This is a genomic window from Mycobacterium sp. SM1, from assembly GCF_018361265.1.
In the GTDB taxonomy this organism is placed as follows: domain Bacteria; phylum Actinomycetota; class Actinomycetes; order Mycobacteriales; family Mycobacteriaceae; genus Mycobacterium.
On record NZ_JAFLNH010000003.1, the window covers coordinates 403,688 to 428,531 of the forward strand.

A 24,844-nucleotide genomic window follows, 5' to 3' on the forward strand; every position below is an offset into this window, starting at 1 on the left:
CCGCGGGTCGGACCGGGGCTATCCGGCCGGTGGCCGTGGGCTAGCCGGCTGGTGGCGGAAGAGCCCGGCGTCAGGCGGTCTTGCGCAACACCAGCAGCGAGCGGGCCGGAACCACGATGCTGTCGCCGGCTGCCACCACCAGGTCGCTGTCGCCGGCGGGGTCGGTGGTGTCCAGTTCCGCCGTCCACACCCGGGCGTAGTGGTCTTGCGGCGTAACGAATTTCACCGCCTGGTCATGGGCGTTGAAGCACAGCAGAAACGAGTCGTCGACGACCCGCTGGCCGCGCGCGTCCGGTGAGGGAATGGCGTCGCCGTTGAGGAACACGGCGATGCTCTTGCCGAACTGGCTGTCCCAGTCTTCGGGCGTCATCTCCCGGCCGGCCGGTGTCAACCAGGCGATATCGCGCACTTGCTCGCCCTTGCGGATCGGCGCCCCTTCGAAGAACCGCCGGCGGCGAAAGACCGGGTGGGCCTTACGCAGCGCCGTCACCTTGCGGGTAAAGGCCAGCAGATCGGCATTCTTGTCGACCAACGACCAGTCCACCCAGGTTAATTCGGAGTCCTGGCAGTAGGCGTTGTTGTTGCCCAACTGGGTGCGCCCGATCTCGTCGCCGTGCGACATCATCGGGGTGCCCTGCGACACCATCAACGTGGCCAAGAAGTTCCGGATCTGCCGGCCGCGCAGCGCCAGAATGTCGGGGTCGTCGGTGGGGCCCTCCACACCGCAGTTCCAGGAGCGGTTATAGCTTTCCCCGTCGCGGTTGTCGTCGCCGTTGGCCTCGTTGTGTTTCTCGTTGTAGGACACCAGATCCGCCAGCGTGAACCCGTCATGGCAGGTGACGAAGTTGATGCTGGCGCTGGGGCGCCGGCCGGTCGCCTCGTAGAGATCCGACGATCCGGTGAGCCGGGACGCGAACTCCCCGAGGGTTGCGGGCTGGCCGCGCCAGTAGTCGCGCACCGTGTCGCGGTACTTCCCGTTCCATTCGGTCCACAAACCCGGGAAATTGCCGACCTGGTAGCCGCCTTCCCCGACATCCCACGGCTCGGCGATCAATTTGACCTGGCTGATCACCGGATCCTGCTGCACGATGTCAAAAAACGCGCTCAATCGGTCGACGTCGTGCAGCTCGCGGGCCAAGGTGGCGGCCAGATCGAAACGGAACCCGTCGACGTGCATCTCGAGCACCCAGTAGCGCAGCGAATCCATGATCAGCTGCAGGGTGTGCGGATTGCGGGCGTTGAGGCTGTTGCCGGTGCCGGTGAAGTCCTTGTAGAGCCGCGGGTCCTGGTCGTCGAGGCGATAGTAGGCGGCGTTGTCGATGCCGCGGAAATTGATTGTCGGACCCAGGTGGTTGCCTTCGGCGGTGTGGTTGTAGACCACGTCGAGGATGACCTCGATGCCCTCCTGGTGAAAGGTGCGGACCATGGCCTTGAATTCGCTCACCGAAGAGTGCCGGTTGGCCGCGTACTGGTTGTGCGGGGCGAAGAACCCGAAGGTGTTGTATCCCCAGTAGTTTCGGAGACCCTTTTGCAGCAGCCGGTAGTCGTGCATGAATTGGTGCACCGGCATCAGCTCGATGGCGGTGACGTTGAGCGACTTGAGGTAGTCGATGATCACCGGGTGGGCCAGCCCGGCGTAGGTGCCGCGCAGCGGGGCGGGGATCCCGGGGTGTGCCTGGGTCATGCCCTTGACATGCGCCTCGTAGATGACCGTCTCGTGGTAGGGGATCCGCGGGGCGCGGTCGGACTGCCAGTCGAAAAACGGGTTGATCACCACGCTGGTCATGGTGTGGCCCAGCGAGTCGATCATCGGCAGGGTGGGGGAATCGGGGGCCGCCGTGTCGTAGGAGAACAGTGCCGGCCCGAAATCGAAATCGCCGTGAAACGCTTTCCCGTACGGGTCGAGCAGCAGCTTGCTGGGGTCGCAGCGGTGTCCGGCCGCCGGGTCGAAGGGCCCGTAGACCCGAAACCCGTACCGCTGGCCGGGAGTCACGGTCGGCAGATAGGCATGCCAGATATGTCCGTCGACCTCGTCGAGGCGGACCCGCGACTCGGTGCCGTCGTCGGCGATCAGGCAGAGCTCGACCTTCTCGGCGACCTCGGAGAACAACGCGAAGTTGGTGCCGCCGCCGTCGTAGGTGGCGCCGAGCGGATAGGCACTGCCGGGCCACACGGTGGGTGGCGCGACCGAGCCGGGCTCAGTGTCTGGCCGGGCAGCTGACTCGTTGGACGGCATCACATCGAGGGTAGCCCCGACGGGTGCCCGGCGGGTGTCACCACCACCCGGTGGCCGCCGCGATCTGGCGGCCAAGCTCGGCGGCCAGGGTGCGCATGTAAGTCGCGGAGATGTGATGGGCGTCGTGGTAGATCAGCACGTTTCCCTCGACCGCACGGCAGACATCGGCGCGGCACACCGCGTCGCTCATGTCCAGCGGCTTGAGCAGCGGGAACTGCCCGACGAAGTCGAGGGTGGGGTTGTGGTCGGAGAGCGCGTCGGACCGTTTGATCCCGCACGATAACCCGTTGCCGCCCTTGGCCAGGCAGTCCGCGGGCACGAACGGTTGGCCGTCCTTGACCAGCCACGGGGTGTCCCGCATGGCGAGAATGGGAATGTTGTTGTCGGAGAACGCTTGCCAGATCCCGATGTACGTTCCCGGCATCACGTCGCCGGGCTTGATGTTCCACGGCCGGGTGGAGGTGGTGAACACGTAGTCCGGGTGGTCGGCGATGAGCTTGGCCATCGTCTTTTGCACCCACTCATGGCATTGCGGGTAGGGGGCGTTGTTGCCCATGATCAGCGGGACTTCCTCGGTGGACAACGGGCAGCCCATCTTCAGATACGTCACCACCTTGAAGTGGTGCAGGCGGCCGAGCAGGTCCAGGGCGGTCAGCCAGTGTTCGGCATGCGACCCGCCGGCCAGTGCGATGGTCCTGGTGGCGTCTTTGTCGCCGTAGGCGCAATTGATCAGCGCCGGGTTGTGCCAGTCGCTGATGCAGTTGTCTTTCGTCGACGGCGGCAGGTCGTTTTTGGCTTCCAGCACCGTGGGCCGCACCTGCAGGTTGGGCACCCGCACGTGGTTGACCAGCGCGCGCGCCCCCGGGTAGTCGCGGGCATTGAGCCCGCTGAGTTCCTTGCCCTCGGCACGCTGAACGGTGACATGCTCACGCCAGGTGAAGGACGTCGCGGTCAAGGTGACGCCCAGCAGGGCCACCACCGACCCCAGCACCATCGTCGGTCGCCGCAGCCGCCTCCGCCAGGGGACTGCCGCCACGGCCGGGGAGGCGGCCGGCACCCGATACCGCAGCGGGTCCTCGACGTGGCGCAGGGTCAGGTAGGCCAGCACCCCGGAGAGCAGCAGCACCGCCGTGCCCTCGATGAAGGTGGCACGCCGATGGCCGGTATAGGACAGCCAAAAGATGAGCAGCGGCCAGTGCCACAAATACAGCGAGTAGGCCATCGCCCCCAGCGTCACCAGCGGCGCGGCCGCCAGCAGCCGATTCGGCAGCGGCAGCCGCTCGCGGGTGCCGGGCACAGCCTGCCGGTTGGCCCCGGCCAAAATCATCAGCATCGTCGCCCCGACGGGCACCAGCGCCCACGGGCCGGGGAATTCGCGGACACCGTCGATGAGCGCCCCGCAGGACAGGATCGCCGCCAGCGCACCGGTGCCGATCAGCGTGCGCAGCCACATCGGCCAGCGGACGTAGGGGACCAAAGCGCCGACGAGCGCTCCCAGCAGCAACTCCCAGGCCCGCGCGAAGCTGTTGTAGTAGGCGGTTGCCTGGTTGGCCTGATGCGCAACGATCGCGTAGCCGAACGAGGCCAGCGTCAGGGTGCCCAGCAGCACCACGAAGAGGCTTCGCAGCCGGCGGCCCAGGCGCCGCCGCAGGACATAGGCGCTGCCGAAGACCAGGGCCAGGAACGCGATATAGAACTGGCCCTGCACCGACATCGACCAGATGTGCTGCAGCGGGCTGACCGCCTCGCTGGCCCGCAGGTAGTCGGCGACCGTGTGGGCCAGCTCCCAGTTCTGGTAGTAGCCCAGGCTGGCCAGGCTTTGGTCGGCGAAGGTTTCCCAGCGGGTCTGCGGTTGGACCAAGACGGTGAGCACCGCGCAGCCGGCCAGCACTACGACCAGGGCCGGAAGCAGCCGGCGGACCAGCCGGACCACCTCCGGCACGAGCGACAGCGACCCCCCTGGGTTAAGCGCGGCACGAATGACCTTGCCACCGAAGAAAAAGCCGGACAGCGCCAGAAACACGTCCACGCCGCCAGACACCCTGCCGAACCAGACGTGGAACATGGCCACCAGCGCGATCGCGATGCCGCGCAGGCCGTCGAGATCGTGCCGGTAAAAACCCGACTTCCGCTTGCCCGTCACCGCCGCGGAGTCGAAAGCTGCGGCGGCCCGGGTGGGCGCCGAGGGGGTCGCAGACAGGCTCAGCATCGCCAGACAATCTACCCAACCGGTGTCCGGGCCTACAGGACTCGCCGCCGGCGCGCGTTTGCCGCGGGGGCGCCGCCATCGAGCCCGCTAACTCGCCAGCGCGCGCCCCTCGTCAGCCGATTATCCGGGTCAGATACGGCGTCATCCCGGCGGTGCGCGCCGGCGAGACCGTGACGGCGGGCTCGGTGGCCTCTATCATCTGGCCGTTTCCGAGGTACATCGCGACGCTTTGGCTGCCACCGGGGCCATAGCAGATCAGGTCGCCGGGGCGGGCCTGCGCGGGCGGGACCTTAACGCCTACGCTGCACTGCTGGCCCGAGGTTCGGGGCATCTTGATCCCGGCGCCGGCGAAGGCGTACTGGATTAGACCCGAGGCGTCGAATCCGACGACGTTGGCATTCAGCCCGCTGCCCCGGGTGGGGCCCGCGGCGTTGCCGCCCCCGTAGACGTACGGCACCCCGCGCTGCGATAGCGCGCGCTGGATCACATAGTTGATGGCCTGCTGGTTGCCGGCCGTCAGAACGCTCGGGTCGGCGTGCGCGCGGCCGGTTCCGGCCAGCGGCAGCGCCAGGGCGATCAGCAGGCCCAGGCCGATCGTGTAGGCGTGTCTCATCAGGGTTCCCCTCCTTCGTGGCTCTCTTGTGGGCTGTCTTTGTGGCCCTCTGGTGGCCCCGCCGGTGGCCCCGGTGGGGCCCTTTAGGGGCCTGTGGTGGCCCCGCCGGTGGCCCTTCTGATGCGGTCCCCTTTGTGGGCCTTTGGTGGGTCTCAGCGCGCTGGCGTGGCCCCGGATCGCCGGTGGCATCCGGATTGGCGGCTTCGTGCGGGCCGATCACCCTCAACGGCGTCCGTGACGGCCGCCCGAAACTCACAGCAGCCACAGTAGTCACACTAATACCTTTAGCAACAATGACAACGCGCCGGTGGTGTGCCGGCAATCACCCGGGCGGCAGCGACGCGAAGCTTTGTCGTTACCGTGACCGGACGGTGACCGATCATCTGCGGCCGCGGGCCGTCTGCGGCCCGATCGCGGCCCGTGCCCCGGGAATGGGCGGTGCCCCGATCGCGGCCGGTGGCCCGATCTCAGCCCGTGCCCCGGGAACGGGCGGTCCTTTGCCTGGCGACGGGCGGGGATTGCGGATCGCGCCGCCGGCGGCGATCAATGCCAGAAGCGCACGCTAAAGGCGGTTAGCGCGGAGCCGGCCAGTGCGCTGAGAAAGACCAGCGCGAGCGCTACCACCGGCCAGAAGGACATGTACCAGCCCTTGACGAGGGAGACGAACGGGCCGATGAGCGCCGCCGCGACCGCCGCCCCGAGACCGCCCCAAACCACCGGATAAATGTAGAAGTTGACGCCGTAGGGCACCGGTTCGCAGTCCTCACCCGTGCACACCTGCGCGAGGAAGCCAAAAAGCAGCGACACCCAGTCGGTCATCACGGCCGCCAGCGCGATCGCCGCCAGCATCGCGAGGGTGCCGATCACATCCCAGGGCGCCAGCCGCAGCCGTAGCACCCGAGGACGATCCCCGACGGCCCGCCCCGCGGATCGGGCGCTCTCACCGCGGGGCGGGCCGTCGGGCTGATGCGGCGCAGCCATGTCGTCCAATGCTCCCCGACACCCGGTGTTTCTGCGACCCAGGGCGCGCCGGCCACAAGCGCGGGTGCTCTACCCTCGATCTTCATGCCCGCGGTGACCTCTGGTTTAACCCCCGAGCAGATCAGCGCGATCGACGCCGCGCATCTGTGGCATCCCTACAGCACCATCGGCGCCGAAACCGTGCCCCCCGTGGTGGCTGTCGGCGCGCGCGGGGCGTGGCTGACGCTGATTCACGACGGCCGGCGAATCAACGCGCTGGACGCGATGAGCTCCTGGTGGACGGCGATTCACGGGCACGGGCACCCGGCCCTGGACGCCGCGCTGACCGCACAGCTGGCCACCATGAATCACGTCATGTTCGGCGGGCTGACCCACGAGCCGGCCGCCCGGCTGGCGCAGTTGCTCGTCGACATCACCCCGGCGGATTTGCAGACCGTGTTTTTCAGCGACTCCGGATCGGTGGCGGTAGAGGTCGCGGTGAAGATGGCCCTGCAGTATTGGCGCAGCCGCGGCCAGCACCACAAACATCGGCTGATGACCTGGCGGGGCGGCTATCACGGTGACACCTTCACCCCGATGAGCATCTGCGACCCGGACGGCGGCATGCACGCGCTGTGGTCCGACATCCTGGCCGCGCAGGTCTTTGCCCCGCAGGTGCCCCGCGACTATGACCCGCACTACAGCGCGGCGTTCGAAGAGCAGCTGGCCGCGCACGCCGCCGAGCTGGCGGCGGTGGTCGTCGAACCCGTGGTGCAGGGAGCGGGCGGAATGCGCTTTCACGACCCGCGCTACCTTCGCGACCTGCGGGACATCTGCCGGCGCCATCAGGTGTTGCTGGTCTTCGACGAGATCGCGACCGGCTTCGGCCGCACCGGCGAGCTGTTCGCCGCCGACCACGCCGGGGTCAGCCCCGACATCATGTGCGTGGGCAAGGCGCTCACCGGGGGTTACCTGGGTCTGGCGGCCACCTTGTGCACCACCGAGATCGCGCACACCATCAGCTCGGCGGGCGCGCTGATGCACGGCCCCACCTTCATGGCCAACGCGCTGGCCTGCGCGGTGTCGGTGGCCAGCATCGAGGTGCTGCTGCGCCAGGACTGGCGCTCGGTGGTCGCCGGGATCGGCGCCGGGCTGCGCGCCGGGCTGGCGCCGGCGCGGGCGCTGCCCGCGGTGACCGATGTGCGGGTGTGCGGCGCCATCGGGGTCATCGAATGCGACCGCCCGGTCGACCTGGCGGTCGCCACCCCGGCGGCGCTGCAGCACGGCGTGTGGCTGCGCCCGTTTCGCAACCTGGTGTATGCGATGCCGCCGTTCATCTGCGGCCCGGGGGAGATCGCCCAGATCACCTCCGCGATGGTCGAGGTCGCGCGGCTCGTAGGCTGAACGCCGATGAAGGCACCGATCGGCGTCTCGCCGCTGGCCTGGCTGGACGCGCATGCCCGGCAGCGCCGCCAGGCCGGGCTGCGCCGACAGCTGCGGCCCCGCCCCGCCGTCGCCGCCGAAGTCGACCTGGCCTCCAACGACTACCTCGGTCTGTCCCGGCACCCCGACGTCATCGAGGGCGGGGTGGCGGCGCTGCGCGCCTGGGGCGCCGGCGCGACCGGCTCACGGCTGGTCAGCGGCGACACCGAGCTGCACCAGCAATTCGAGTCGGCGCTGGCCGACTTCGTCGGCGCCGCGGCGGGTTTGCTGTTCTCCTCGGGATACACCGCCAACCTGGGGGCGGTGGCCGGGTTGTCGGGGCCGGGCTCGCTGGTGGTGTCCGACGCCCACGCGCACGCCTCGGTGGTGGACGCCTGCCGGCTCTCACGGGCCCGGGTCGTGGTGACGCCGCACGGCGATGTCGACGCCGTCGAGGCCGCCCTGGCGGCGCGGGAGGAGGAGCGCGCGGTCGTCGTCACCGATTCGGTGTTTTCCGCCGACGGCTCGCTGGCGCCCGTTCGCGGGTTGCATGACGCGTGCCGCCGCCACGGCGCGCTGCTGATCGTCGACGAGGCGCACGGCCTGGGGGTGCGGGGGGCGGGCGGGCGCGGCCTGTTGCACGAGCTGGGCCTGGCCGGTGCGCCCGACGTGGTGATGACGGCCACGCTGTCCAAGGCGCTCGGCAGCCAGGGCGGCGTGGTGCTCGGGCCGGCTGCGGTGCGCGATCACCTCATCGACACCGCGCGCGCGTTCATCTTCGACACCGCGCTGGCGCCGGCGGCGGTCGGCGCCGCGCAGGCCGCGCTGCGGGTGCTGGCCGCCGAGCCGTGGCGGCCCGAGGCGGTGCTGCGGCACGCGGCCGCCCTGGCCGAGATCTGCGCCGTGCCCCGACCGCAGTCGGCGGTGGTGCCGGTGATTCTCGGCGATCCGCAGCGGGCGCTGGGCGCCGCCGCCGCGTGCCTGGACGCCGGGGTGCGGGTGGGGTGCTTCCGGCCGCCGACGGTGCCGGCCGGAACGTCGCGGCTGCGGCTGACGGCGCGGGCATCGCTGGACGCCGACGATCTCGACCGGGCCCGCGCCGTGCTGACGCGGGTGCTGGCGGAGCTGGGTCCGGCACGGCGGTGACGATCCTGGTCGTCACCGGAACCGGGACGGGCGTCGGCAAGACGGTCGCCACCGCGGCGCTGGCCTCGCACGCCGGCCAGGCCGGTCTCGAGGTGGCGGTCTGCAAGCCGGTGCAGACCGGGACCGCCGCCGGCGACGACGACCTTGCCGAGGTGGCCCGGTTGTCCGGGGTGCGCACGCTCGCCGGCCTGGCGCGCTACCCGCAGCCGCTGGCACCGGCCGCGGCCGCCGAGCAGGCCGGTACGCGGCTGCCCGCCCGCGCCGAGGTGCTGGAGCTCATCCGGGCGCTGGACGGTCCCGACCGCCTGACGCTGGTCGAAGGCGCGGGCGGGCTGCTGGTCGAACTCGCTCACGGCGGCGTGACGCTGCGCGATCTCGCGGCGGATCTGCGCGCCCGGGTGCTGGTGGTGACCACCGCCGGGCTCGGCACCCTCAACCACACCGCGTTGACCCTGGAAGCGCTTGCTGCCCAGCACGTTTCGTGCGCCGGGCTGGTGCTCGGCAGCTGGCCGGCCCGCCCGGGGCCGGTGGAGACGTCCAACCGGTGTGCGCTGGCCCGCCAGGCGCCGCTGCGGGCCGCGCTGCCCGCGGGCGCCGGGTCGATGGATGCGGCCGGGTTTGCCGCGATGAGCGCCCGCGTTTTCGAGCCGGCTTGGGTGGCGGCGCTGGTGGGGTAATGGTTCATTCGATCGAGCTGGTCTTTGACCGCGACACCGAAACGACGATCCGGGGCATCTGGGCCGAGCTGGCGGCCGCCGGCATCCCCAGCCAGGCGCCGGCCAGCCGTCCGCACGCCACCATGGTGGTGGCCGAACGCATCGCCGCCGAGGTCGATGCCGCGCTGGCGCCGCTGAGTCACCGCTTTCCCCTGGACTGTGTGGTCGGCGCGCCGCTGCTCTTCGGCCGGGCGAAGGTGGTGCTCGCGCGGCTGTTGGTGCCCACCAGCGAGCTGCTGGCGGTGCACGCCGACGTGTACCGGCTGTGCCTGCCGCATGTGGCGCCCGAGCCCCTGCCCAACTGCCTTCCTGGGCAGTGGACCGCGCACGTCACGCTGGCCCGCCGGGTCGGCGGTGCTCAGCTCGGCCGGGCGGTGCGCGTGGCGGGGCGCCCGGCGGAGATCCACGGCAGGGTCGAGGGCTTGCGTCGCTGGGACGGCGAGAAAAAGGCCGAGCATCCGATTGGCTGACGGGCAGGCCCGGCCGCAAGCGCCGCAGCGCCGCAAGCGCCGCGAGCGCCCAAGCGCCGCGAGGGTGCAACTGCCGACGCGTTTCTCGACTAGGCCTGTCGTCAGTGGCACTTTCGCGGCGAGGGGTCTGACGCTCGTGACCAGCCGGCCCGCCGGCGCGGGCCGGCAGTCGGCCCGTTACCCTAGCCAGAACACCGATTCAAGCAGGCTGCGACGGCATCCCGCGCCATCAACGATGCAGGGGAGTACTTGGTGACTTCGGCGGCGACCCGGCCCGGCAATGGCACCGGCGATGGCAGTCCGGAAGGCCCCGACATCCTGGCGGTCGCCCGTCGGCGGGTGCTCGAACGCGGCGAGGGGCTCAGCCGCGAGCAGGTGCTGCAGGTGCTTCGGCTGCCTGATGCCCGGCTGGAGGAGCTGCTGGCGCTTGCCCACGAGGTGCGGCTGCGCTGGTGCGGCCCCGAGGTCGAAGTCGAGGGCATCATCAGCCTGAAAACCGGTGGCTGCCCCGAGGATTGCCACTTCTGCTCGCAGTCGGGGGTTTTCGACTCACCGGTGCGCAGCGCCCGGCTGGACATTCCCGCGCTGGTGGCGGCGGCCAAGCAGACCGCCGCTACCGGTGCCACCGAGTTTTGCATCGTGGCTGCGGTGCGCGGGCCCGACGAGCGGCTGATGGCCCAGGTCGCCGCCGGTATCGAGGCGATTCGCCGCGAAGTCGACATTCAGATCGCCTGCTCGCTGGGGATGCTCACCGCCGACCAGGCGCAGCAGCTAGCGGCACTGGGCGTGCATCGCTATAACCACAACCTCGAAACCGCGCGCTCGTTTTTCCCGAACGTGGTCACCACCCACACCTGGGAAGAGCGCTGGCAGACGCTCTCGCTGGTGCGCGAGGCCGGTATGGAGGTGTGCTGCGGCGGCATCCTGGGCATGGGCGAAACCCTGGCGCAGCGGGCAGAATTCGCCGCCGAGCTGGCCGAACTCGGCCCCGATGAGGTGCCGCTGAACTTCCTCAACCCGCGGCCCGGCACCCCGTTCGGGGAGCTGGAGGTGATGCCGGCAGTGGAGGCGCTCAAGGCCGTCGGCGCGTTTCGGCTGGCGCTGCCGCGCACCATGTTGCGATTCGCCGGCGGCCGCGAGATCACCCTGGGTGACCTCGGTGCCAGGCAGGGCATCTTGGGCGGGATCAACGCGGTGATCGTGGGCAACTACCTGACCACGCTCGGGCGGCCCGCCGCGGCCGACTTGGCGTTGCTCGATGACCTGCAGATGCCGATCAAGGCGCTTAACGCCAGCCTATAGGCCAGCCGTTTCGGTCAGCCTTTTGGTCAGCCCGTACCAACCTGTAGACACTGGAGATCGTGCCCCCGCAATTACCCGCCCCGATCGGCCCCGGTGCTTACAACGTTTACACCGGAGTCAACCATCGGGACGAGCCGGCCGGCGCCGCGGTGCCGGCCGCGGCGCAGCTCGGCCTGGAGCCCCCCCGCTTCTGTGCACAATGCGGCCGGCGGATGGTCGTGCAGGTGCGGCCCGACGGCTGGTGGGCGAGATGTTCGCAGCACGGGCAAGTGGATTCGGCCGACCTACAGGAGCGGGCATGACCAACTGGCCGGGTGATCGCGCCCCGCGCACGTCACGGACCCGAGCGGTGGTCATCGTGGTGGCGGGGCTGGCCGCCACCGGTGTCGTGACCGGCGGGCTATGGGCGTGGATAGCTCCACCGATCCACGCCGTGGTGGCGCTGCAGCGTTCCGGCGAGCGACTGCTCGACTACGTGGGCATCGAATCCGAGCATTTCTTCGTTGCGGCGGTTCTGATGCTGGGCCTATTGAGCGTGGTTGCGGTGGTGGCACCGGTGCTGGTGTGGCAGTGGCGGGAGCACCGGGGCCCCGCGATGGTCGCCGGGCTCACGATCGGTTTGGTGGCCGCGGCCACGGCCGCGGCCACGGTGGGAGCCCTGCTGGTGCACCTGCGATACGGTGCGGTCGATATCGATGGGGCACCCCTCACCCACGACCACCCGGTGTATTACGTCACCGAGGCGCCGCCGGTGTTTTTCGGTCGCGGACCGCTGCAGATCGCCGCCACTCTGTTGGTGCCGGCCTCAACGGGCGCGCTGGTGTATGCCCTGCTGGCGGCCGCCGCGACACGCGACGACCTCGGCGGCTATCCGGCTGTGCCGCAGCCGGCCACGGCGACGGCCGTGGTGACCGTGTCGCCCGGGGCGGCGGAAAGCCCCTCCGGGTAGTCACGGCGGGCGGAAGGCGGGCGGCAGGTCGTTACAGCGGGCGGCGGTGAACCGCCCTGCCGGTGATGATCTTCGCCGCGATCACGCCCAGGCGCACTATGCCGAGATACGTCATCGGGTTGAGCAGCGTCGGCCACGTCGTCCTGATCACATGCTGGCTCAGCGGCCGGCCGGCAAACCGGTCCTGCAACCATCGCATCGTCATCGGGGCGGACAGCGGATGCAGCAGGATGTGGTCGCAGAACGCGTCGCGATGGTAGGTGACGTGTGCTCCGCCCGCCGAATACGCCTCGGCCAGCGCATCGACGTCGGCGACATCGACGAGGAAGTCGTGCGCGGACTGCACGAACAGCACCGGCGGCGCCGGCACCGCGGTGCCGAGTTTGATGTCCTCGAAGACGTGCTGCACCTCCGGCATCGCCAGGATCTCCTCCAGCGGCCGGTCGAGGTATTTGCCTACATCCTTTTTCACCATCCGGATGACCGCGCCGGCCGTAGTCATGGTCTCCGCCCGGCGCAGCAGCGCGCGCCCGGTTTCGTTGGTGTGCTCCCGGATCACCCGGTCCAGCTCCGGGTAGACGTGCGCCAGCGCCGCGATCACCATCGCGGGCAATCCGGCCAGCAGGCCGCCGTTGAGCCGGCGGAAGGCGTGGCCCAGATCGCCGACGGGTGACCCCAGCACCGCGCCGACGACGTCGAGCTCCGGCGCGTAGTCGGCGCAGATCTCGGCGGCCCAGGCGGTCGCCAGCCCGCCGCCGGAATACCCCCACATCGCGACGGGCGCCGACGCCGACAACCCGAAGCGCTCGAAGCTGAGCGCCGCCCGGACCCCGTCCAGGATGCAGTAACCCGGCTCATACGGCGCGCCCCACCGGCCCTCGGGGCCCTCATGGTCGGGCACCGAAACCGCCCAGCCCTCGGCCAGGGCGGCAGTAATCAGCAACAGCTCCAGCTGCGGCAACGCGCCGAGCGCCCGGGCGTGGCGCCGCAACGCATAGGAGGGAAAGCAGCGCGGTGTCACCGCATCGATCGCGCATTGATACGACAGCAGTGGGCAGGCTCGGCCCGAATCGATCTCCCCGGGAATTACCACCGTGGTCACGGCCGCCTGGGGTCTACCGTGCACGTCGGTCGTGCGGTAGAGCAGCTGGGTGGCGGCGGTTCGCTGCGGTATCAGGCCCAGATACGCCAGCTCGACGTCGCGCGAACGCAGCACGGTTCCCGCGGCGGCGTGCTGGTAGCCGGGGGGCGGCAGGTAGAAGGGATCCTCCGACGGCAGCCGCGGGCGGGCCGTGCGGTCCAGCTCCTCGTGCGGCGGCTTGCCGATCCATTCCGCGCCGCCGATGCCCGCGACCCCGACACAGTCCATCGGGGCATTGTCACGTAAGAGCGGCTGGGGAATCCAGTCGGCTCACCCGGGTGGGCGCAGCGCGGCGAATTCGTCGGTGACCCGCAGCCGCGAGTCGGTAAAGCGGTACCGGGCCGCCGGACGCCCACCGCTGCGCCCGGACCGCGCGAGGGTGCCGGTCTGGGTGATGACGCCGCGGCGGGTCAACACCCGCTGCAGATTGGTGGCGTCGACCTGATAGCCCAGCGCCGCGCTGTAGATGTCGCGCAGTGTAGATACGACGAATTCGCTTGGTGCTAAAGCGAATCCGATGTTAGTGTAGGACATCTTGGCGATCAACCGGGTGCGCGCGTGGGTCACCATCGGGCCGTGGTCGAACGCCATCGGCGGCAGCGAGGTCACCGGGTGCCAGCGGGTGTCGGCTGGCAGTACGGGGGTGGCGGGGAAAGGCACCAACCCCAGAAACGTCGCCGCGATGACCCGCCGGCCCGGCACCCGGCCCGGATCGGAGAACACGGCGAGTTGTTCCAGATGGGCGACCTCGCGCAGATCCACCTTCTCGGCCAATTGGCGGCGAACCGAGGTGGTGATGTCCTCGTCGTCGCGCAGCCGCCCGCCCGGCAGTGCCCACGCGCCCTTGTGCGGCTCCTGTGCGCGCTGCCATAACAGCACGTTGAGCTGCGGTTTCTCGGCGCCGTGCCCGGTATCGGAGCGGCGAACCTGGAATACCACGGCGAGCACTTCGTGGTCGGTGCTACTATGGGCCATGTTTTCGATTGTAAGTCGAAAACCTCGGCACGGGCGAAAGGAACGGCCATGACGGTCCTGAATCGTGCGGACACACCGGCCCCATCCATCGGCGACCTGCCCGCTCGCATCAGCGACTCGCCCACCGGCTACACCGGAGTGCAGGCCGACGAACGCTGGGCGGCGGAGATTCGGCGGCTGGCCAAGGCGCGCAATGCCACCATCCTGGCGCACAACTACCAGCTGCCCGCCATCCAAGACGTCGCCGATCATGTCGGTGACTCACTGGCGCTCTCGCGGACCGCGGCGGCCGCGCCCGCGGACACCATCGTCTTCTGCGGGGTGCATTTCATGGCCGAGACCGCCAAAATTCTCAGCCCCGACAAGACGGTGCTCATCCCGGACCAGCGGGCCGGCTGCTCGCTGGCGGACTCGATCACTCCCGAGGAGCTGCGTGCCTGGAAGGAGGAGCACCCGGGCGCGGTGGTGGTCTCCTACGTCAACACCACGGCGGCGGTTAAGGCGCTCACCGATATCTGCTGCACCTCAGCGAACGCCGTCGACGTGGTCAACTCCATCGACCCGGATCGGGAGGTGCTGTTCTGCCCGGACCAATTCCTCGGGGCGCACGTTCGCCGCCTGACCGGGCGCAACAACTTGCACGTGTGGGCCGGTGAATGCCATGTGCACGCCGGCATCAATGGCGCCGAGCTCGCCGATCAGGCCCGCGCCCACCCCGATGCCGAGTTGTTCGTGCACCCCGAATGTGGTTGCGCCACATCTGCGCTGTATTTGGCCGGGGAAGGCGCCTTCCCCGCCGAGCGGGTGAAGATCCTGTCCACCGGGGGAATGCTCGACGCCGCGCGCGCCACCCGGGCGCGCCAGGTGCTGGTCGCCACCGAGGTCGGGATGCTCTACCAGCTTCGCAACGCCGCGCCCGGCGTCGACTTTCGGGCCGTCAACGGCCGGGCCTCGTGCAAGTACATGAAGATGATCACCCCCGCGGCGCTGTTGCGCTGCCTGGTCGAGGGCGTCGACGAAGTCGTCGTGGACGCGGAGACGGCCCGGCTGGCGCGGCGCAGCGTGCAGCGGATGATCCAGATCGGGCAGCCGGGCCGCGGCGAATGATCACCGTGGCGCAGTGGGAACAGCGCGCCGACGTCGTTGTCGTCGGCACCGGCGTCGCCGGACTGGCCGCCGCGCTGGCCGCGCACCGCGCGGGCCGCGATGTCGTGGTGCTCAGCAAGGCCGAGCGGACAGCCGGGGCGACCGCCACGTGCTACGCGCAGGGCGGCATCGCGGTGGCGCTGCCGGACACCGATGACTCGGTGGACGCCCACGTGGCCGACACCCTGGCCGCGGGCGCGGGTCTCTGCGACCCCGACGCGGTGTCCTCGATTGTCGCCGACGGGTACCGCGCGGTGGTCCAATTAGTCTGTGACGGAGCACAATTCGATGAATCGGTGCCCGGCCGGTGGGCTCTGACCCGGGAGGGCGGCCATTCACGGCGGCGGATCATCCACGCCGGCGGCGACGCCACCGGCGCGGAGGTGCAGCGGGTGCTCGACCGGGCGGCGGCCATGCTCAACGTCCGCCCCAACCACCTGGTGGTACGGGTGCTGCACGACGGCGCGGCGGTGACGGGCGTGTGGGTGCTCGGTCCCGAGGGCTTCGGCATCGTGCACGCGCCGTCGGTGATCCTGGCCACCGGTGGGCTGGGCCACCTGTACGCCGCGACCACCAACCCCGAGGGCGCCACCGGCGACGGCGTCGCGCTGGCGTTGTGGGCCGGGGTGCCGGTCAGCGATATCGAGTTCATCCAATTTCACCCGACCATGCTCTTCGACGGCCGCACCGGTGGCCGCCGCCCGCTGATCACCGAAGCCGTTCGTGGTGAGGGCGCAATTTTGCTTGATAGTCAAGGTAATTCGATAACAGACGGCATACACCCGATGGGGGATCTGGCGCCGCGCGACGTTGTCGCGGCGGCCATCGACGCCCGGCTGAAGGCCACCGGCGACACGCACGTCTACCTCGACGCCCGCGGTGTCGCCGATTTCGCATCGCGCTTTCCCAGCGTCACGGCCGCCTGCCGGGCGATCGGCGTGGACCCCCTCCGCCAACCGATTCCGGTCGTGCCGGGGGCGCACTACAGCTGCGGGGGTGTCGTCACCGACGTCGACGGGCGCACCGAGCTGCCCGGGTTGTTCGCGGCCGGCGAAGTGGCCCGCACCGGGATGCACGGCGCGAACCGGCTGGCCTCCAACAGCCTGCTGGAAGGCCTTGTCGTGGGGGGCCGCGCGGGACGGGCCGCCGCCGCGCATGCCGCGGCCGCCGGGCGTGTCCGGGCGCGATTGCCCGAGCCGTTGCCGCAGACAGCGCTGCCGCGCGAGCAGTTGCAGCGCGCGATGGCCCGGGACGCGTCGGTGGTCCGCACGGCCGGCGGACTGCGCCGGTTGACCGGCCTGCTGTCCGCGGCGCCCGTTCGCCGGGTGGCAAGCCGTGCCGACTTCGAAGACGTGGCGCTGAGTGTCACGGCGCGGGCGGTGACCGCCGCCGCGCTGGCCCGCGAAGAGAGCCGGGGATGCCATCGTCGCGCCGACTACCCCCACGCCGCTGCGGATCAGGCGCGAAGCGTCGTGGTCCGGCTGGCCGGGGCCGAGGACGGCGTGCGCGTCGAGGCGCCGGCGGGGGTGTGCTGATGGCCGCGCCGGCGACAAGGCAGGGCGAAGCGATGGGGAGGAGCGGCGCCATGTCGTCGGCCATGTCATTGTCCGACGCCGAGCTGGTTGCGGCTCGGGCCACGATCAGCCGCGCCCTGGACGAGGATCTGCGCTACGGCCCGGACATCACCACGGCGGCGACGGTGCCGCTAGGGGCCAAGGTCAGCGCGTCGCTGAGAGTTCGCGAGCCCGGGGTGATCGCCGGAGTGGACGTCGCGCTGCTGGTGCTCGACGAGGTGCTCGGGCCCGGCGGCTACCGGGTGCTCGACCGCGTCGAGGATGGCGCCCGGCTGCAGCCGGGCGCGACGCTGCTGCGGGTGCAGGCCGACGCGCGTGGCCTGCTGACCGCCGAGCGGACCCTGCTGAATCTGCTGTGCCACCTGTCCGGGATCGCCACCGCCACGGCGGCCTGGGTCGACGCCGTGCGCGGCACCAAGGCCAGGATCCGCGACACCCGCAAAACCCTGCCCGGGCTGCGGGCGCTGCAGAAATACGCGGTGCGCGTCGGCGGCGGGGTCAATCACCGCCTCGGGTTGGGGGACGCCGCGCTGATCAAAGACAACCACGTCGCGGCGGCGGGATCGGTGGTCGCCGCGCTGCGGGCGGTGCGCGCGGCGGCACCCAATCTGCCGTGCGAGGTGGAGGTGGATTCGCTGGAGCAGCTCGACGAGCTGCTGGCCGAGGAGCCGGAGTTGGTGCTGCTGGACAACTTCACCGTTTGGCAGGCCCAGGCCGCGGTGCAGCGTCGTGATGCCCGCGCGCCCGCCGTCAAGCTCGAGGCCTCCGGGGGGCTCACCCTGGGCACCGCCGCCGCCTACGCCGGCACCGGGGTGGATTACCTGGCCGTGGGCGCCCTGACCCACTCGGCGCGGGCCCTGGATATCGGTCTGGATCTGTAGCGGCAAACGGCCGCCCGGGCGCGCCCGCGGCCGGCCGCGCGCTTGGAGGCGATGTCGGCGACGAACACGCCGCTGTTACGCGACGTCGGCGACGAGCACGCCGACCCGGCGGGCCTGCACCCGGGCCATCCACGGCAACCCGGCGGCGTCGCTGCCGGCGGCCAGCACCCGCGGATTGGTGATGTGCACGGTCTTGCCCAGGAGCCGCACGTCGGCCTCGCCCGCGGCCAACACGTTTTTGACCCAGTTCGTTTTCCCGTGAGCCAGCGCGATCGCCAGCAGCGGGCCGTTGCGGTAGGCGGTCACAACGGTTTTATACGGGGTACCGGACTTGCGGCCGCGGTGGGCGATGATCGCGGTCCCGGGAAGATAGCCCGCTACCGGCTTGAGCAGCGGGTTGACGTAGCGGATTTGGAAGCGTTCCAGCCACGGCGGAAAGACCATTGGGACGCCGGGGGCGTTGTTGGGATGATCCTGTGCTGACATGACGGCTCCGTTCGTTTTAAGCGAGTATGCGACGCTGCACCGATGCGCGACGATATCGAGGAGCCGTTCTGGGACAATGATCGGGTGACTACCTCAGCGCCGTTGATGGCCCGTATCGATTTGCGGGGCGCCCAGTTATCCGCCGCCCGGTTGCGGGCAGCGTTGCCCCGCGGCAGCGCCGACGTGGATGCGGTGCTGCCCACGGTGCGCCCGATCGTGGAGGCGGTGGCGGCGCGGGGGGCCGCCGCGGCGCTGGAGTTCTGTGAGTCGTTCGATCACGTGCGGCCCCCGGCGGTGCGGGTCGCGCCGGCGGAGCTGGACGCCGCGCTGGCCGGACTGGCTCGCGATGTCCGGGACGCGCTGCAGGTGGCGATCGCGCGGACCCGCGCGGTGCACGACGGGCAGCGCCGCAGCGACCGCAGCACCCAGCTGGGACCGGGCGCGACGGTCACCGAGCGCTGGGTTCCCGTCGAGCGGGTGGGCCTGTACGTTCCCGGCGGCAACGCCGTCTACCCGTCCAGCGTGGTGATGAACGTGGTGCCGGCGCAGGCCGCCGGGGTCGGCTCGCTGGTGGTGGCCAGCCCGCCGCAGCCGCGGTTCGGCGGGCGGCCCCATCCGACGATCCTGGCCGCCGCCCGGATGCTGGGGGTCGAGGAGGTCTGGGCGGTCGGCGGGGCCCAGGCGGTGGCGCTTTTGGCCTACGGCGGTACCGACACCGACGGCGCCGAGCTGGCGCCGGTCGACATGATCACCGGGCCCGGCAACATCTACGTCACGGCCGCCAAGCGGCTCTGCCGCTCGCGGGTGGGCATCGACGCCGAGGCCGGGCCGACGGAGATCGCCATCCTCGCCGATCACACCGCGGACCCGGCTCACGTGGCCGCGGACCTGATCAGCCAGGCCGAGCACGACGAGATGGCCGCCAGCGTGCTGATAACGCCCAGCGCGCAATTGGCCGAGGCCACCGATAACGAACTGGCCTCTCAACTGCGCAGCACCGTGCACCGCCAGCGGGTGACGGCCGCGCTCACCGGGCACCAGTCGGCGATCATCCTCGTCGACGATCTTGACGCGGGGGTGCGCACGGTCAACGCCTACGCCCCCGAGCACCTGGAGATCCACACCGTTGACGCTCCCGGTGTGGCAGGCCGAATCCGTTCCGCGGGTGCGATTTTCGTCGGCCCTTGGTCGCCGGTCAGCCTCGGCGACTACTGTGCGGGCTCCAACCATGTGCTGCCTACCGCGGGCTGCGCCCGGCATTCCGGCGGCCTGTCGGTGCAGACCTTCCTGCGCGGCATCCACGTCGTCGACTACACCGAAGCGGCGCTAAAAGACGTTTCCGGGCATGTGATCACACTGGCCAAAGCGGAGGAGCTGCCCGCCCACGGCGAGGCCATCCGGCGGAGATTCGAGCGATGAACCCCACGCTTGTGGACCTGCCGCTGCGCGACGACCTGCGTGGCAAAGCACCCTACGGGGCGCCGCAGCTGGCGGTTCCGGTGCGGCTGAACACCAACGAGAACCCGCATCCGCCCACCGAGGCGCTGCTCGACGACCTGGTGCGCTCGGTGCGGGCGGCGGCGGCGGGCTTGCACCGCTACCCCGACCGCGACGCGCTGGCGCTGCGCGCCGACTTGGCGCGCTACCTGAGCACGCAGACCGGAGCCCGGCTGGGCGTGGAAAACATCTGGGCCGCCAACGGCTCCAACGAGATCCTGCACCAGCTGCTGCAGGCGTTCGGCGGGCCGGGGCGCAGCGCCATCGGGTTCGTCCCGTCCTATTCGATGCACCCGATCATCGCCGGGGGCACCCACACCCGGTGGATCACGGCCATGCGCGCCGAGGACTTCCGCCTGGACGTCGGCGCCGCCGTTGCCGCCATCACCGAGAGCCAGCCCGACGTGGTGCTGGTCACCAGCCCCAACAACCCTTCCGGACAGAGTGTTTCGCTGCCCGAACTGCGGCAGCTGCTTGACGCGGCACCCGGCATCTTGATCCTCGATGAGGCCTACGGCGAATTCTCCGTGCAGCCCAGCGCGGTGGCCCTCCTCGAGGAGTATCCGGCCAAGCTGGTCGTCACCCGCACCATGAGCAAGGCTTTTGCTTTCGCGGGCGGACGGCTGGGATACCTGGCCGCCACGCCCGCGGTCGTCGAGGCGATGCTGTTGGTGCGCCTGCCCTATCACCTGTCGTCGATCACCCAGGCCGCCGCCCGCGCCGCGCTGCGGCACGCCGACGACACCCTGGCCAGCGTCGCGAGGCTGGTCGCCGAGCGCGAACGAGTCTCGGCGGCGTTGGCCGGCATGGGGTTTCGGGTGATCCCCAGCGACGCCAACTTTGTGCTGTTCGGACGCTTCGCCGATGCGCCCGCCGCCTGGCGGCGCTACCTGGATGCCGGTGTGCTGATCCGCGACGTGGGCGTCCCCGGATACCTGCGCGTCACCACGGGATTAGCCAAGGAGAACGACGCGTTTCTGGATGCCAGCGCGCGAATCGCCGCCACCGAGCTGGCCCAACCCCTAGGAGCACCGTGACACTTACCGCCGCCAGCCGCCGCGCACGGATCGAACGCAGCACCCGGGAGTGCCAGGTCGTCGTCGACCTCGACCTCGACGGCACCGGCCAGGCCCACATCGACACCGGCATCCCGTTCTATGACCACATGCTGACCGCGCTGGGCTACCACGCCAGCTTCGATCTGACCGTGCGCGCCAGGGGCGATGCCCACATCGAAGCCCACCACACCATCGAGGACACCGCGATCGCGCTCGGCCAGGCGCTGGGTGAGGCGCTCGGTGACAAAACGGGTATTCGCCGCTTCGGTGACGCGTTCGTTCCGATGGACGAAGCACTCGCCCACGCCGTCGTCGACGTGTCCGGGCGGCCCTACTGCGTGCACATCGGAGAGCCGGATCATCTGCGGCACTTCACGATTGCGGGCAGCGGGGTGCCCTATCACACCGTCGTCAACCGGCACGTGTTCGAGACGCTGGCCGCCGGTGCCCGCATCGCATTGCACGTGCGCGTCCTCTACGGCCGCGACCCGCACCACATCACCGAGGCTCAGTACAAGGCCGTGGCCCGCGCGTTACGCCGGGCCGTCGAACCCGATCCCCGGGCAACCGGGGTACCCTCCACCAAAGGTGTTCTGTGAAAAGCAAATCCGTTGTGGTGCTGGACTATGGCTCGGGTAATCTGCGGTCCGCGCAACGCGCGCTGCAGCGGGCCGGCGCCACGGTGGAGGTGACCGCGGATGCCCGCGCCGCCGTGGCCGCCGACGGGCTGGTGGTGCCCGGCGTCGGGGCGTTTCAGGCGTGCATGGCGGGTTTGCGGGCCATCCGCGGGGACCGGATCATCGCCCAACGGGTTTCGGCGGGGCGCCCGGTGCTGGGGGTCTGTGTGGGCATGCAGATCCTGTTTGCCCGCGGCGTGGAGTTCGGGGTCGAATCGCCGGGGTGCGGGCAGTGGCCCGGTGCGGTGACCCTGCTGGACGCCCCGATCATCCCGCACATGGGCTGGAACGTGGTGCAAGCCGCACCGGGCAGCGCCCTGTTCAAGGGTCTAAGCCCAGATGCCCGGTTTTATTTCGTGCACTCCTACGCCGCCCAGCGCTGGGAAGGCGCGCCCGGCGCGCTGCTGAGCTGGGCCACATACCATGTCCCGTTTTTGGCCGCGGTCGAGGACGGCGCGCTGGCGGCCACCCAGTTTCACCCGGAAAAAAGCGGAGATACCGGGGCGGCGCTGCTGAGCAACTGGGTCGAGGGACTGTGAGGATGTCTTCGACAGCGCATTGCGCGACGCAACCGCCCAGAGCGCGCGGCGCTGGTTGCACGCTGGCGAAACGGGGTGTCCCGTGGCGCTGATCGTGTTGCCCGCCGTGGACGTGGTCGACGGTCGCGCCGTGCGCCTGGTGCAGGGCCGCGCCGGCAGCGAGACCGAGTACGGCTCGGCGGTCGACGCCGCGCTGGGCTGGCAGCGCGACGGCGCCGAATGGCTCCATCTGGTCGACTTGGACGCCGCGTTCGGGCGTGGCTCCAACCGCGAACTGCTGGCCGAGGTGGTTGGCAAGCTCGACATCGCGGTCGAGCTGTCCGGCGGGATCCGCGACGACGAGTCGCTGGCCGCGGCGCTGGCCACCGGCTGCGCGCGGGTCAACCTCGGCACCGCGGCGCTGGAAAACCCGGCCTGGTGCGCGGAGGTGATCGCCCGCCACGGCGAGAAAATCGCCGTCGGATTAGACGTCCGAATCGTCGACGGCCGGCACCGGTTGCGTGGGCGCGGCTGGGAAACCGACGGTGGTGACCTGTGGGAAGTGATGGAACGCCTTGAGGAGCAAGGGTGTTCACGGTTTGTCGTTACGGATGTCAGCAAGGACGGCACCCTGAGCGGCCCTAACCTCGAGTTGCTCGCGCGGGTCGCCGAGCGCACCGCCGCCGCGGTGATCGCCTCCGGCGGGGTGTCCAGCCTCGATGACCTGCGCGCCATCGCCGCGCTGACCGGCAGCGGAGTGGAAGGCGCGATCGTGGGCAAGGCCCTCTACGCCGGGCGGTTCAGCCTGGCGCAAGCACTGGCGGCGGTGCGATGACGCTGGACGTCACGGATTTGGAGGCGCTGGTGGCCGAGGCGTCGACGATCCTCGACGCGGCGGCCGAGCCGTTCCTTGCCGGGCACCGCGCGAGCTCGGCGGTCCGCAAAAAAGGTGACGATTTCGCCACCAAGGTCGATCTGGAGATCGAGCGCCAGGTCGCCGATGCGCTGGTCGCGGCCACCGGCATCATGGTGCACGGCGAGGAGTTCGGCGGCCCGGACGTTGGCTCTCCGTGGGTGTGGGTGCTGGACCCCATCGACGGGACGTTCAACTACGCCGCCGGATCTCCGATGGCCGCGATCCTGTTGGGCCTGATGCGTGACGGTGATCCGGTGGCGGGCCTGACTTGGGTCCCGTTCACCGGCCAGCGCTACACCGCGGTGGTGGGTGGTCCCCTGATCAAAAACGGTGTGCCGCAGCCGCCGCTGGAGCCGGGCGAGCTTTCCGAGTCGATCGTCGGGGTGGGCACCTTCAACGTGGACTCGCGGGGGCGGTTCCCGGGACGCTACCGGCTGGCCGTGCTGGAAAATCTCAGCCGGGTGTCCTCGCGGCTGCGCATGCACGGTGCCACCGGCATCGACCTGGCTTATGTGGCTGACGGAATTCTGGGCGGCGCAGTCAGTTTCGGTGATCATGTGTGGGATCATGCCGCGGGGGTGGCGCTGGTGCGGGCCGCGGGCGGCATCGTCACCAATCTGGCCGGCGAGCCCTGGAGCCCGGACGCGCGCTCGGCGCTGGCGGCGGCTCCGGGTGTGCACGCCCAGATGCTGGAGATCCTGTGCAGCACAGGCAGGCCGGAGGATTATTGACGGTGTGTTGCGGTAACGGTCTTGCGGTGCGGGTGATCCCGTGCCTGGATGTCGACAACGGCCGGGTGGTCAAGGGCGTCAACTTCGCCAACCTGCGCGACGCCGGTGATCCCGTCGAGCTCGCGGCCGCCTACGACGCCGAGGGCGCCGACGAGTTGACCTTTCTCGACGTGACGGCCTCATCGTCGGGACGGGCCACCATGCTGGAGGTGGTGCGCCGCACCGCCGAGCAGGTGTTCATCCCGCTGACGGTGGGCGGGGGGGTGCGCAGCGTGGCCGACGTGGACATGCTGCTGCGCGCCGGGGCGGACAAGGTCGCGGTCAACACCGCCGCGATCGCGCGGCCGGACCTGCTGGCCGAGATGGCCCGGGCCTTCGGCTCCCAGTGCATCGTGTTGTCCGTCGACGCGCGCACCGTGCCCGCCGGTGCCGCGCCCACCGCCTCCGGCTGGGAGGTCACCACACACGGCGGGCGCCGTGGCACCGGCATCGATGCGATCGAGTGGGCGGTCCGGGGCGCCGAGTTGGGGGCGGGGGAGATCCTGCTGAATTCGATGGACGCCGACGGCACCCGCACCGGCTTCGACCTGGCGATGCTGCGGGCGGTGCGCGCCGCGGTGCGCCTGCCGGTGATCGCCAGCGGCGGCGCCGGGGCGGTGGAGCATTTCGCGCCCGCGGTGCGCGCCGGCGCCGACGCGGTATTGGCGGCCAGTGTTTTTCACTTCCGCCAGTTGACCATCGGGCAGGTGAAGGCCGCGATGGCGGCGGAGGGGATCACGGTGCGATGACGCTCGACGCGGCCATCGCGGCCCGGCTCAAGCGCAACGCCGAGGGACTGTTCACCGCCGTGGTGCAGGAACGCGCCAGCGGTGACGTGCTGATGGTGGCCTGGATGGACGACGAGGCGCTGGCCCGCACTTTGGAAACCCGTGAGGCAACCTACTTTTCGCGGTCCCGCGGCCAGCAGTGGGTCAAGGGCGCCACCTCGGGCCACACCCAGCATGTGCATTCGGTGCGCCTGGACTGCGACGGCGACGCGGTGCTGCTGGTGGTCGACCAGGCCGGCGGCGCCTGCCACACCGGGGATCACAGCTGCTTCGACGCCGACGTGCTCCTGGAGCCCGAGGACTGACCCGCCGGCTTGTTCACGGTTGTGCCGGGCTGGTAGGTGAGCTCGGTGCCCTGGCGATCTGGCTTATCGGCGCACCCGTCTCGTTCGCG

The 24,844-nt window shown here is 70.4% G+C and carries 24 protein-coding genes and 1 pseudogene; 18 read left to right on the forward strand and 7 right to left on the reverse strand.

The features are described from left to right. Positions 1 to 70: 70 nt before the first annotated feature. The 4 genes and pseudogenes from glgX to MSM1_RS14945 form a co-directional block, all read right to left on the reverse strand. Positions 71 to 2,236, reverse strand: coding sequence for a glycogen debranching protein GlgX (gene glgX / locus MSM1_RS14930; protein ID WP_213443598.1), 2,166 nt, complete (start codon positions 2,234 to 2,236; stop codon positions 71 to 73). Between the two features lie 37 nt (positions 2,237 to 2,273). Further along, positions 2,274 to 4,432, reverse strand: a pseudogene (locus MSM1_RS14935) (acyltransferase family protein). Positions 4,433 to 4,557: 125 nt separating this feature from the next. Continuing rightward, the gene (gene ripD, locus MSM1_RS14940; RefSeq protein ID WP_213443609.1) at positions 4,558 to 5,058 is read right to left on the reverse strand and encodes an NlpC/P60 family peptidoglycan-binding protein RipD; all 501 of its coding nucleotides are present in this window, start codon (positions 5,056 to 5,058) and stop codon (positions 4,558 to 4,560) included. Positions 5,059 to 5,601: 543 nt separating this feature from the next. Beyond that, positions 5,602 to 6,039 carry a hypothetical protein gene (locus MSM1_RS14945; RefSeq protein ID WP_213443615.1) on the reverse strand — a complete coding sequence of 146 codons (438 nt, stop codon included), beginning with the start codon at positions 6,037 to 6,039 and terminating at the stop codon, positions 5,602 to 5,604. Positions 6,040 to 6,123: 84 nt separating this feature from the next. Between MSM1_RS14945 and MSM1_RS14950 the strand changes: the two genes are divergently transcribed. The 7 genes from MSM1_RS14950 to MSM1_RS14980 all read left to right on the forward strand — a co-directional run bounded on the left by MSM1_RS14950 (position 6,124) and on the right by MSM1_RS14980 (position 12,023). After that, complete coding sequence (locus MSM1_RS14950) at positions 6,124 to 7,422, forward strand: adenosylmethionine--8-amino-7-oxononanoate transaminase (protein ID WP_213443621.1); 1,299 nt, start codon at positions 6,124 to 6,126, stop codon at positions 7,420 to 7,422. Positions 7,423 to 7,428: 6 nt separating this feature from the next. Further along, a complete protein-coding gene (locus tag MSM1_RS14955) occupies positions 7,429 to 8,586 on the forward strand; it encodes an 8-amino-7-oxononanoate synthase (RefSeq protein ID WP_213443626.1) in 1,158 nt (385 codons plus the stop codon). Continuing rightward, positions 8,583 to 9,263 (forward strand): dethiobiotin synthase, encoded by a 681-nt coding sequence (gene bioD, locus MSM1_RS14960; RefSeq protein ID WP_213443629.1) that lies wholly within the window; start codon positions 8,583 to 8,585, stop codon positions 9,261 to 9,263. The genes MSM1_RS14955 and bioD overlap by 4 nt, the downstream gene beginning before the upstream one ends. Beyond that, complete coding sequence (locus MSM1_RS14965) at positions 9,263 to 9,772, forward strand: 2'-5' RNA ligase family protein (protein ID WP_213443634.1); 510 nt, start codon at positions 9,263 to 9,265, stop codon at positions 9,770 to 9,772. The genes bioD and MSM1_RS14965 overlap by 1 nt, the downstream gene beginning before the upstream one ends. Before the next feature lie 252 nt (positions 9,773 to 10,024). Further along, complete coding sequence (bioB, locus tag MSM1_RS14970; RefSeq protein ID WP_213443640.1) at positions 10,025 to 11,074, forward strand: biotin synthase BioB; 1,050 nt, start codon at positions 10,025 to 10,027, stop codon at positions 11,072 to 11,074. Positions 11,075 to 11,124: 50 nt separating this feature from the next. After that, positions 11,125 to 11,376, forward strand: coding sequence for a hypothetical protein (locus tag MSM1_RS14975; protein ID WP_236056636.1), 252 nt, complete (start codon positions 11,125 to 11,127; stop codon positions 11,374 to 11,376). Then, entirely contained in the window at positions 11,373 to 12,023 is a 651-nt protein-coding gene (locus tag MSM1_RS14980; protein ID WP_213443652.1) for a DUF2567 domain-containing protein, read from the forward strand. Before MSM1_RS14975 ends, MSM1_RS14980 begins: the two co-directional genes overlap by 4 nt. A 31-nt stretch (positions 12,024 to 12,054) precedes the next feature. Here MSM1_RS14980 and MSM1_RS14985 read toward each other — a convergent pair whose 3' ends face one another. Beyond that, positions 12,055 to 13,392, reverse strand: coding sequence for a lipase family protein (locus MSM1_RS14985; RefSeq protein ID WP_213443656.1), 1,338 nt, complete (start codon positions 13,390 to 13,392; stop codon positions 12,055 to 12,057). Between the two features lie 42 nt (positions 13,393 to 13,434). After that, on the reverse strand, positions 13,435 to 14,139 hold the full coding sequence (locus MSM1_RS14990) for an NUDIX domain-containing protein (protein ID WP_213443662.1): 705 nt from the start codon (positions 14,137 to 14,139) through the stop codon (positions 13,435 to 13,437). Between the two features lie 48 nt (positions 14,140 to 14,187). Between MSM1_RS14990 and nadA the strand changes: the two genes are divergently transcribed. The 3 genes from nadA (at position 14,188) to nadC (ending at position 17,740) form a co-directional block, all read left to right on the forward strand. Next, complete coding sequence (gene nadA / locus MSM1_RS14995) at positions 14,188 to 15,246, forward strand: quinolinate synthase NadA (RefSeq protein ID WP_213443667.1); 1,059 nt, start codon at positions 14,188 to 14,190, stop codon at positions 15,244 to 15,246. Then, positions 15,243 to 16,820 (forward strand): L-aspartate oxidase, encoded by a 1,578-nt coding sequence (locus tag MSM1_RS15000; protein ID WP_213443669.1) that lies wholly within the window; start codon positions 15,243 to 15,245, stop codon positions 16,818 to 16,820. The genes nadA and MSM1_RS15000 overlap by 4 nt, the downstream gene beginning before the upstream one ends. Before the next feature lie 62 nt (positions 16,821 to 16,882). Continuing rightward, a complete protein-coding gene (gene nadC / locus MSM1_RS15005; protein WP_236056639.1) occupies positions 16,883 to 17,740 on the forward strand; it encodes a carboxylating nicotinate-nucleotide diphosphorylase in 858 nt (285 codons plus the stop codon). 75 nt (positions 17,741 to 17,815) lie between these two features. Here the strand turns inward: nadC and MSM1_RS15010 are convergent, their stop codons facing one another. Next, positions 17,816 to 18,226 (reverse strand): nitroreductase family deazaflavin-dependent oxidoreductase, encoded by a 411-nt coding sequence (locus tag MSM1_RS15010; protein ID WP_213443675.1) that lies wholly within the window; start codon positions 18,224 to 18,226, stop codon positions 17,816 to 17,818. 102 nt (positions 18,227 to 18,328) lie between these two features. On the opposite strand from MSM1_RS15010, the gene hisD reads away from it, so the two are divergent. The 8 genes from hisD (at position 18,329) to hisI (ending at position 24,755) form a co-directional block, all read left to right on the forward strand. Next, the gene (gene hisD, locus MSM1_RS15015) at positions 18,329 to 19,645 is read left to right on the forward strand and encodes a histidinol dehydrogenase (protein WP_213444489.1); all 1,317 of its coding nucleotides are present in this window, start codon (positions 18,329 to 18,331) and stop codon (positions 19,643 to 19,645) included. Beyond that, positions 19,642 to 20,760 carry a histidinol-phosphate transaminase gene (locus MSM1_RS15020; protein WP_213443681.1) on the forward strand — a complete coding sequence of 373 codons (1,119 nt, stop codon included), beginning with the start codon at positions 19,642 to 19,644 and terminating at the stop codon, positions 20,758 to 20,760. The genes hisD and MSM1_RS15020 overlap by 4 nt, the downstream gene beginning before the upstream one ends. Beyond that, positions 20,757 to 21,380 carry an imidazoleglycerol-phosphate dehydratase HisB gene (gene hisB / locus MSM1_RS15025; RefSeq protein ID WP_213443685.1) on the forward strand — a complete coding sequence of 208 codons (624 nt, stop codon included), beginning with the start codon at positions 20,757 to 20,759 and terminating at the stop codon, positions 21,378 to 21,380. Before MSM1_RS15020 ends, hisB begins: the two co-directional genes overlap by 4 nt. Next, on the forward strand, positions 21,377 to 21,997 hold the full coding sequence (gene hisH / locus MSM1_RS15030; RefSeq protein ID WP_213443691.1) for an imidazole glycerol phosphate synthase subunit HisH: 621 nt from the start codon (positions 21,377 to 21,379) through the stop codon (positions 21,995 to 21,997). Before hisB ends, hisH begins: the two co-directional genes overlap by 4 nt. Before the next feature lie 82 nt (positions 21,998 to 22,079). Beyond that, positions 22,080 to 22,811, forward strand: a complete 732-nt coding sequence (priA, locus tag MSM1_RS15035) for a bifunctional 1-(5-phosphoribosyl)-5-((5-phosphoribosylamino)methylideneamino)imidazole-4-carboxamide isomerase/phosphoribosylanthranilate isomerase PriA (protein WP_213443696.1) — start codon at positions 22,080 to 22,082, stop codon at positions 22,809 to 22,811. Continuing rightward, entirely contained in the window at positions 22,808 to 23,623 is an 816-nt protein-coding gene (locus MSM1_RS15040; RefSeq protein ID WP_213443701.1) for an inositol monophosphatase, read from the forward strand. The genes priA and MSM1_RS15040 overlap by 4 nt, the downstream gene beginning before the upstream one ends. Then, positions 23,620 to 24,411 carry an imidazole glycerol phosphate synthase subunit HisF gene (hisF, locus tag MSM1_RS15045; protein WP_213444491.1) on the forward strand — a complete coding sequence of 264 codons (792 nt, stop codon included), beginning with the start codon at positions 23,620 to 23,622 and terminating at the stop codon, positions 24,409 to 24,411. The genes MSM1_RS15040 and hisF overlap by 4 nt, the downstream gene beginning before the upstream one ends. Next, positions 24,408 to 24,755, forward strand: a complete 348-nt coding sequence (hisI, locus tag MSM1_RS15050; RefSeq protein WP_213443706.1) for a phosphoribosyl-AMP cyclohydrolase — start codon at positions 24,408 to 24,410, stop codon at positions 24,753 to 24,755. The genes hisF and hisI overlap by 4 nt, the downstream gene beginning before the upstream one ends. Positions 24,756 to 24,844 lie beyond the last annotated feature (89 nt).

What these genes read in the sequence shown, in the direction of transcription:
- glgX (WP_213443598.1), bottom strand. Translation starts at nt 2,236, where the DNA reads ATGCCGTCCAACGAGTCAGCTGCCCGGCCAGACACTGAGCCCGGCTCG.
- ripD (WP_213443609.1), bottom strand. Translation starts at nt 5,058, where the DNA reads ATGAGACACGCCTACACGATCGGCCTGGGCCTGCTGATCGCCCTGGCG.
- MSM1_RS14945 (WP_213443615.1), bottom strand. Translation starts at nt 6,039, where the DNA reads ATGGCTGCGCCGCATCAGCCCGACGGCCCGCCCCGCGGTGAGAGCGCC.
- MSM1_RS14950 (WP_213443621.1), top strand. Translation starts at nt 6,124, where the DNA reads ATGCCCGCGGTGACCTCTGGTTTAACCCCCGAGCAGATCAGCGCGATC.
- MSM1_RS14955 (WP_213443626.1), top strand. Translation starts at nt 7,429, where the DNA reads ATGAAGGCACCGATCGGCGTCTCGCCGCTGGCCTGGCTGGACGCGCAT.
- MSM1_RS14965 (WP_213443634.1), top strand. Translation starts at nt 9,263, where the DNA reads ATGGTTCATTCGATCGAGCTGGTCTTTGACCGCGACACCGAAACGACG.
- MSM1_RS14980 (WP_213443652.1), top strand. Translation starts at nt 11,373, where the DNA reads ATGACCAACTGGCCGGGTGATCGCGCCCCGCGCACGTCACGGACCCGA.
- MSM1_RS14985 (WP_213443656.1), bottom strand. Translation starts at nt 13,392, where the DNA reads ATGGACTGTGTCGGGGTCGCGGGCATCGGCGGCGCGGAATGGATCGGC.
- MSM1_RS14990 (WP_213443662.1), bottom strand. Translation starts at nt 14,139, where the DNA reads ATGGCCCATAGTAGCACCGACCACGAAGTGCTCGCCGTGGTATTCCAG.
- nadA (WP_213443667.1), top strand. Translation starts at nt 14,188, where the DNA reads ATGACGGTCCTGAATCGTGCGGACACACCGGCCCCATCCATCGGCGAC.
- MSM1_RS15000 (WP_213443669.1), top strand. Translation starts at nt 15,243, where the DNA reads ATGATCACCGTGGCGCAGTGGGAACAGCGCGCCGACGTCGTTGTCGTC.
- nadC (WP_236056639.1), top strand. Translation starts at nt 16,883, where the DNA reads ATGTCATTGTCCGACGCCGAGCTGGTTGCGGCTCGGGCCACGATCAGC.
- MSM1_RS15010 (WP_213443675.1), bottom strand. Translation starts at nt 18,226, where the DNA reads ATGTCAGCACAGGATCATCCCAACAACGCCCCCGGCGTCCCAATGGTC.
- MSM1_RS15020 (WP_213443681.1), top strand. Translation starts at nt 19,642, where the DNA reads ATGAACCCCACGCTTGTGGACCTGCCGCTGCGCGACGACCTGCGTGGC.
- MSM1_RS15040 (WP_213443701.1), top strand. Translation starts at nt 22,808, where the DNA reads ATGACGCTGGACGTCACGGATTTGGAGGCGCTGGTGGCCGAGGCGTCG.
- hisI (WP_213443706.1), top strand. Translation starts at nt 24,408, where the DNA reads ATGACGCTCGACGCGGCCATCGCGGCCCGGCTCAAGCGCAACGCCGAG.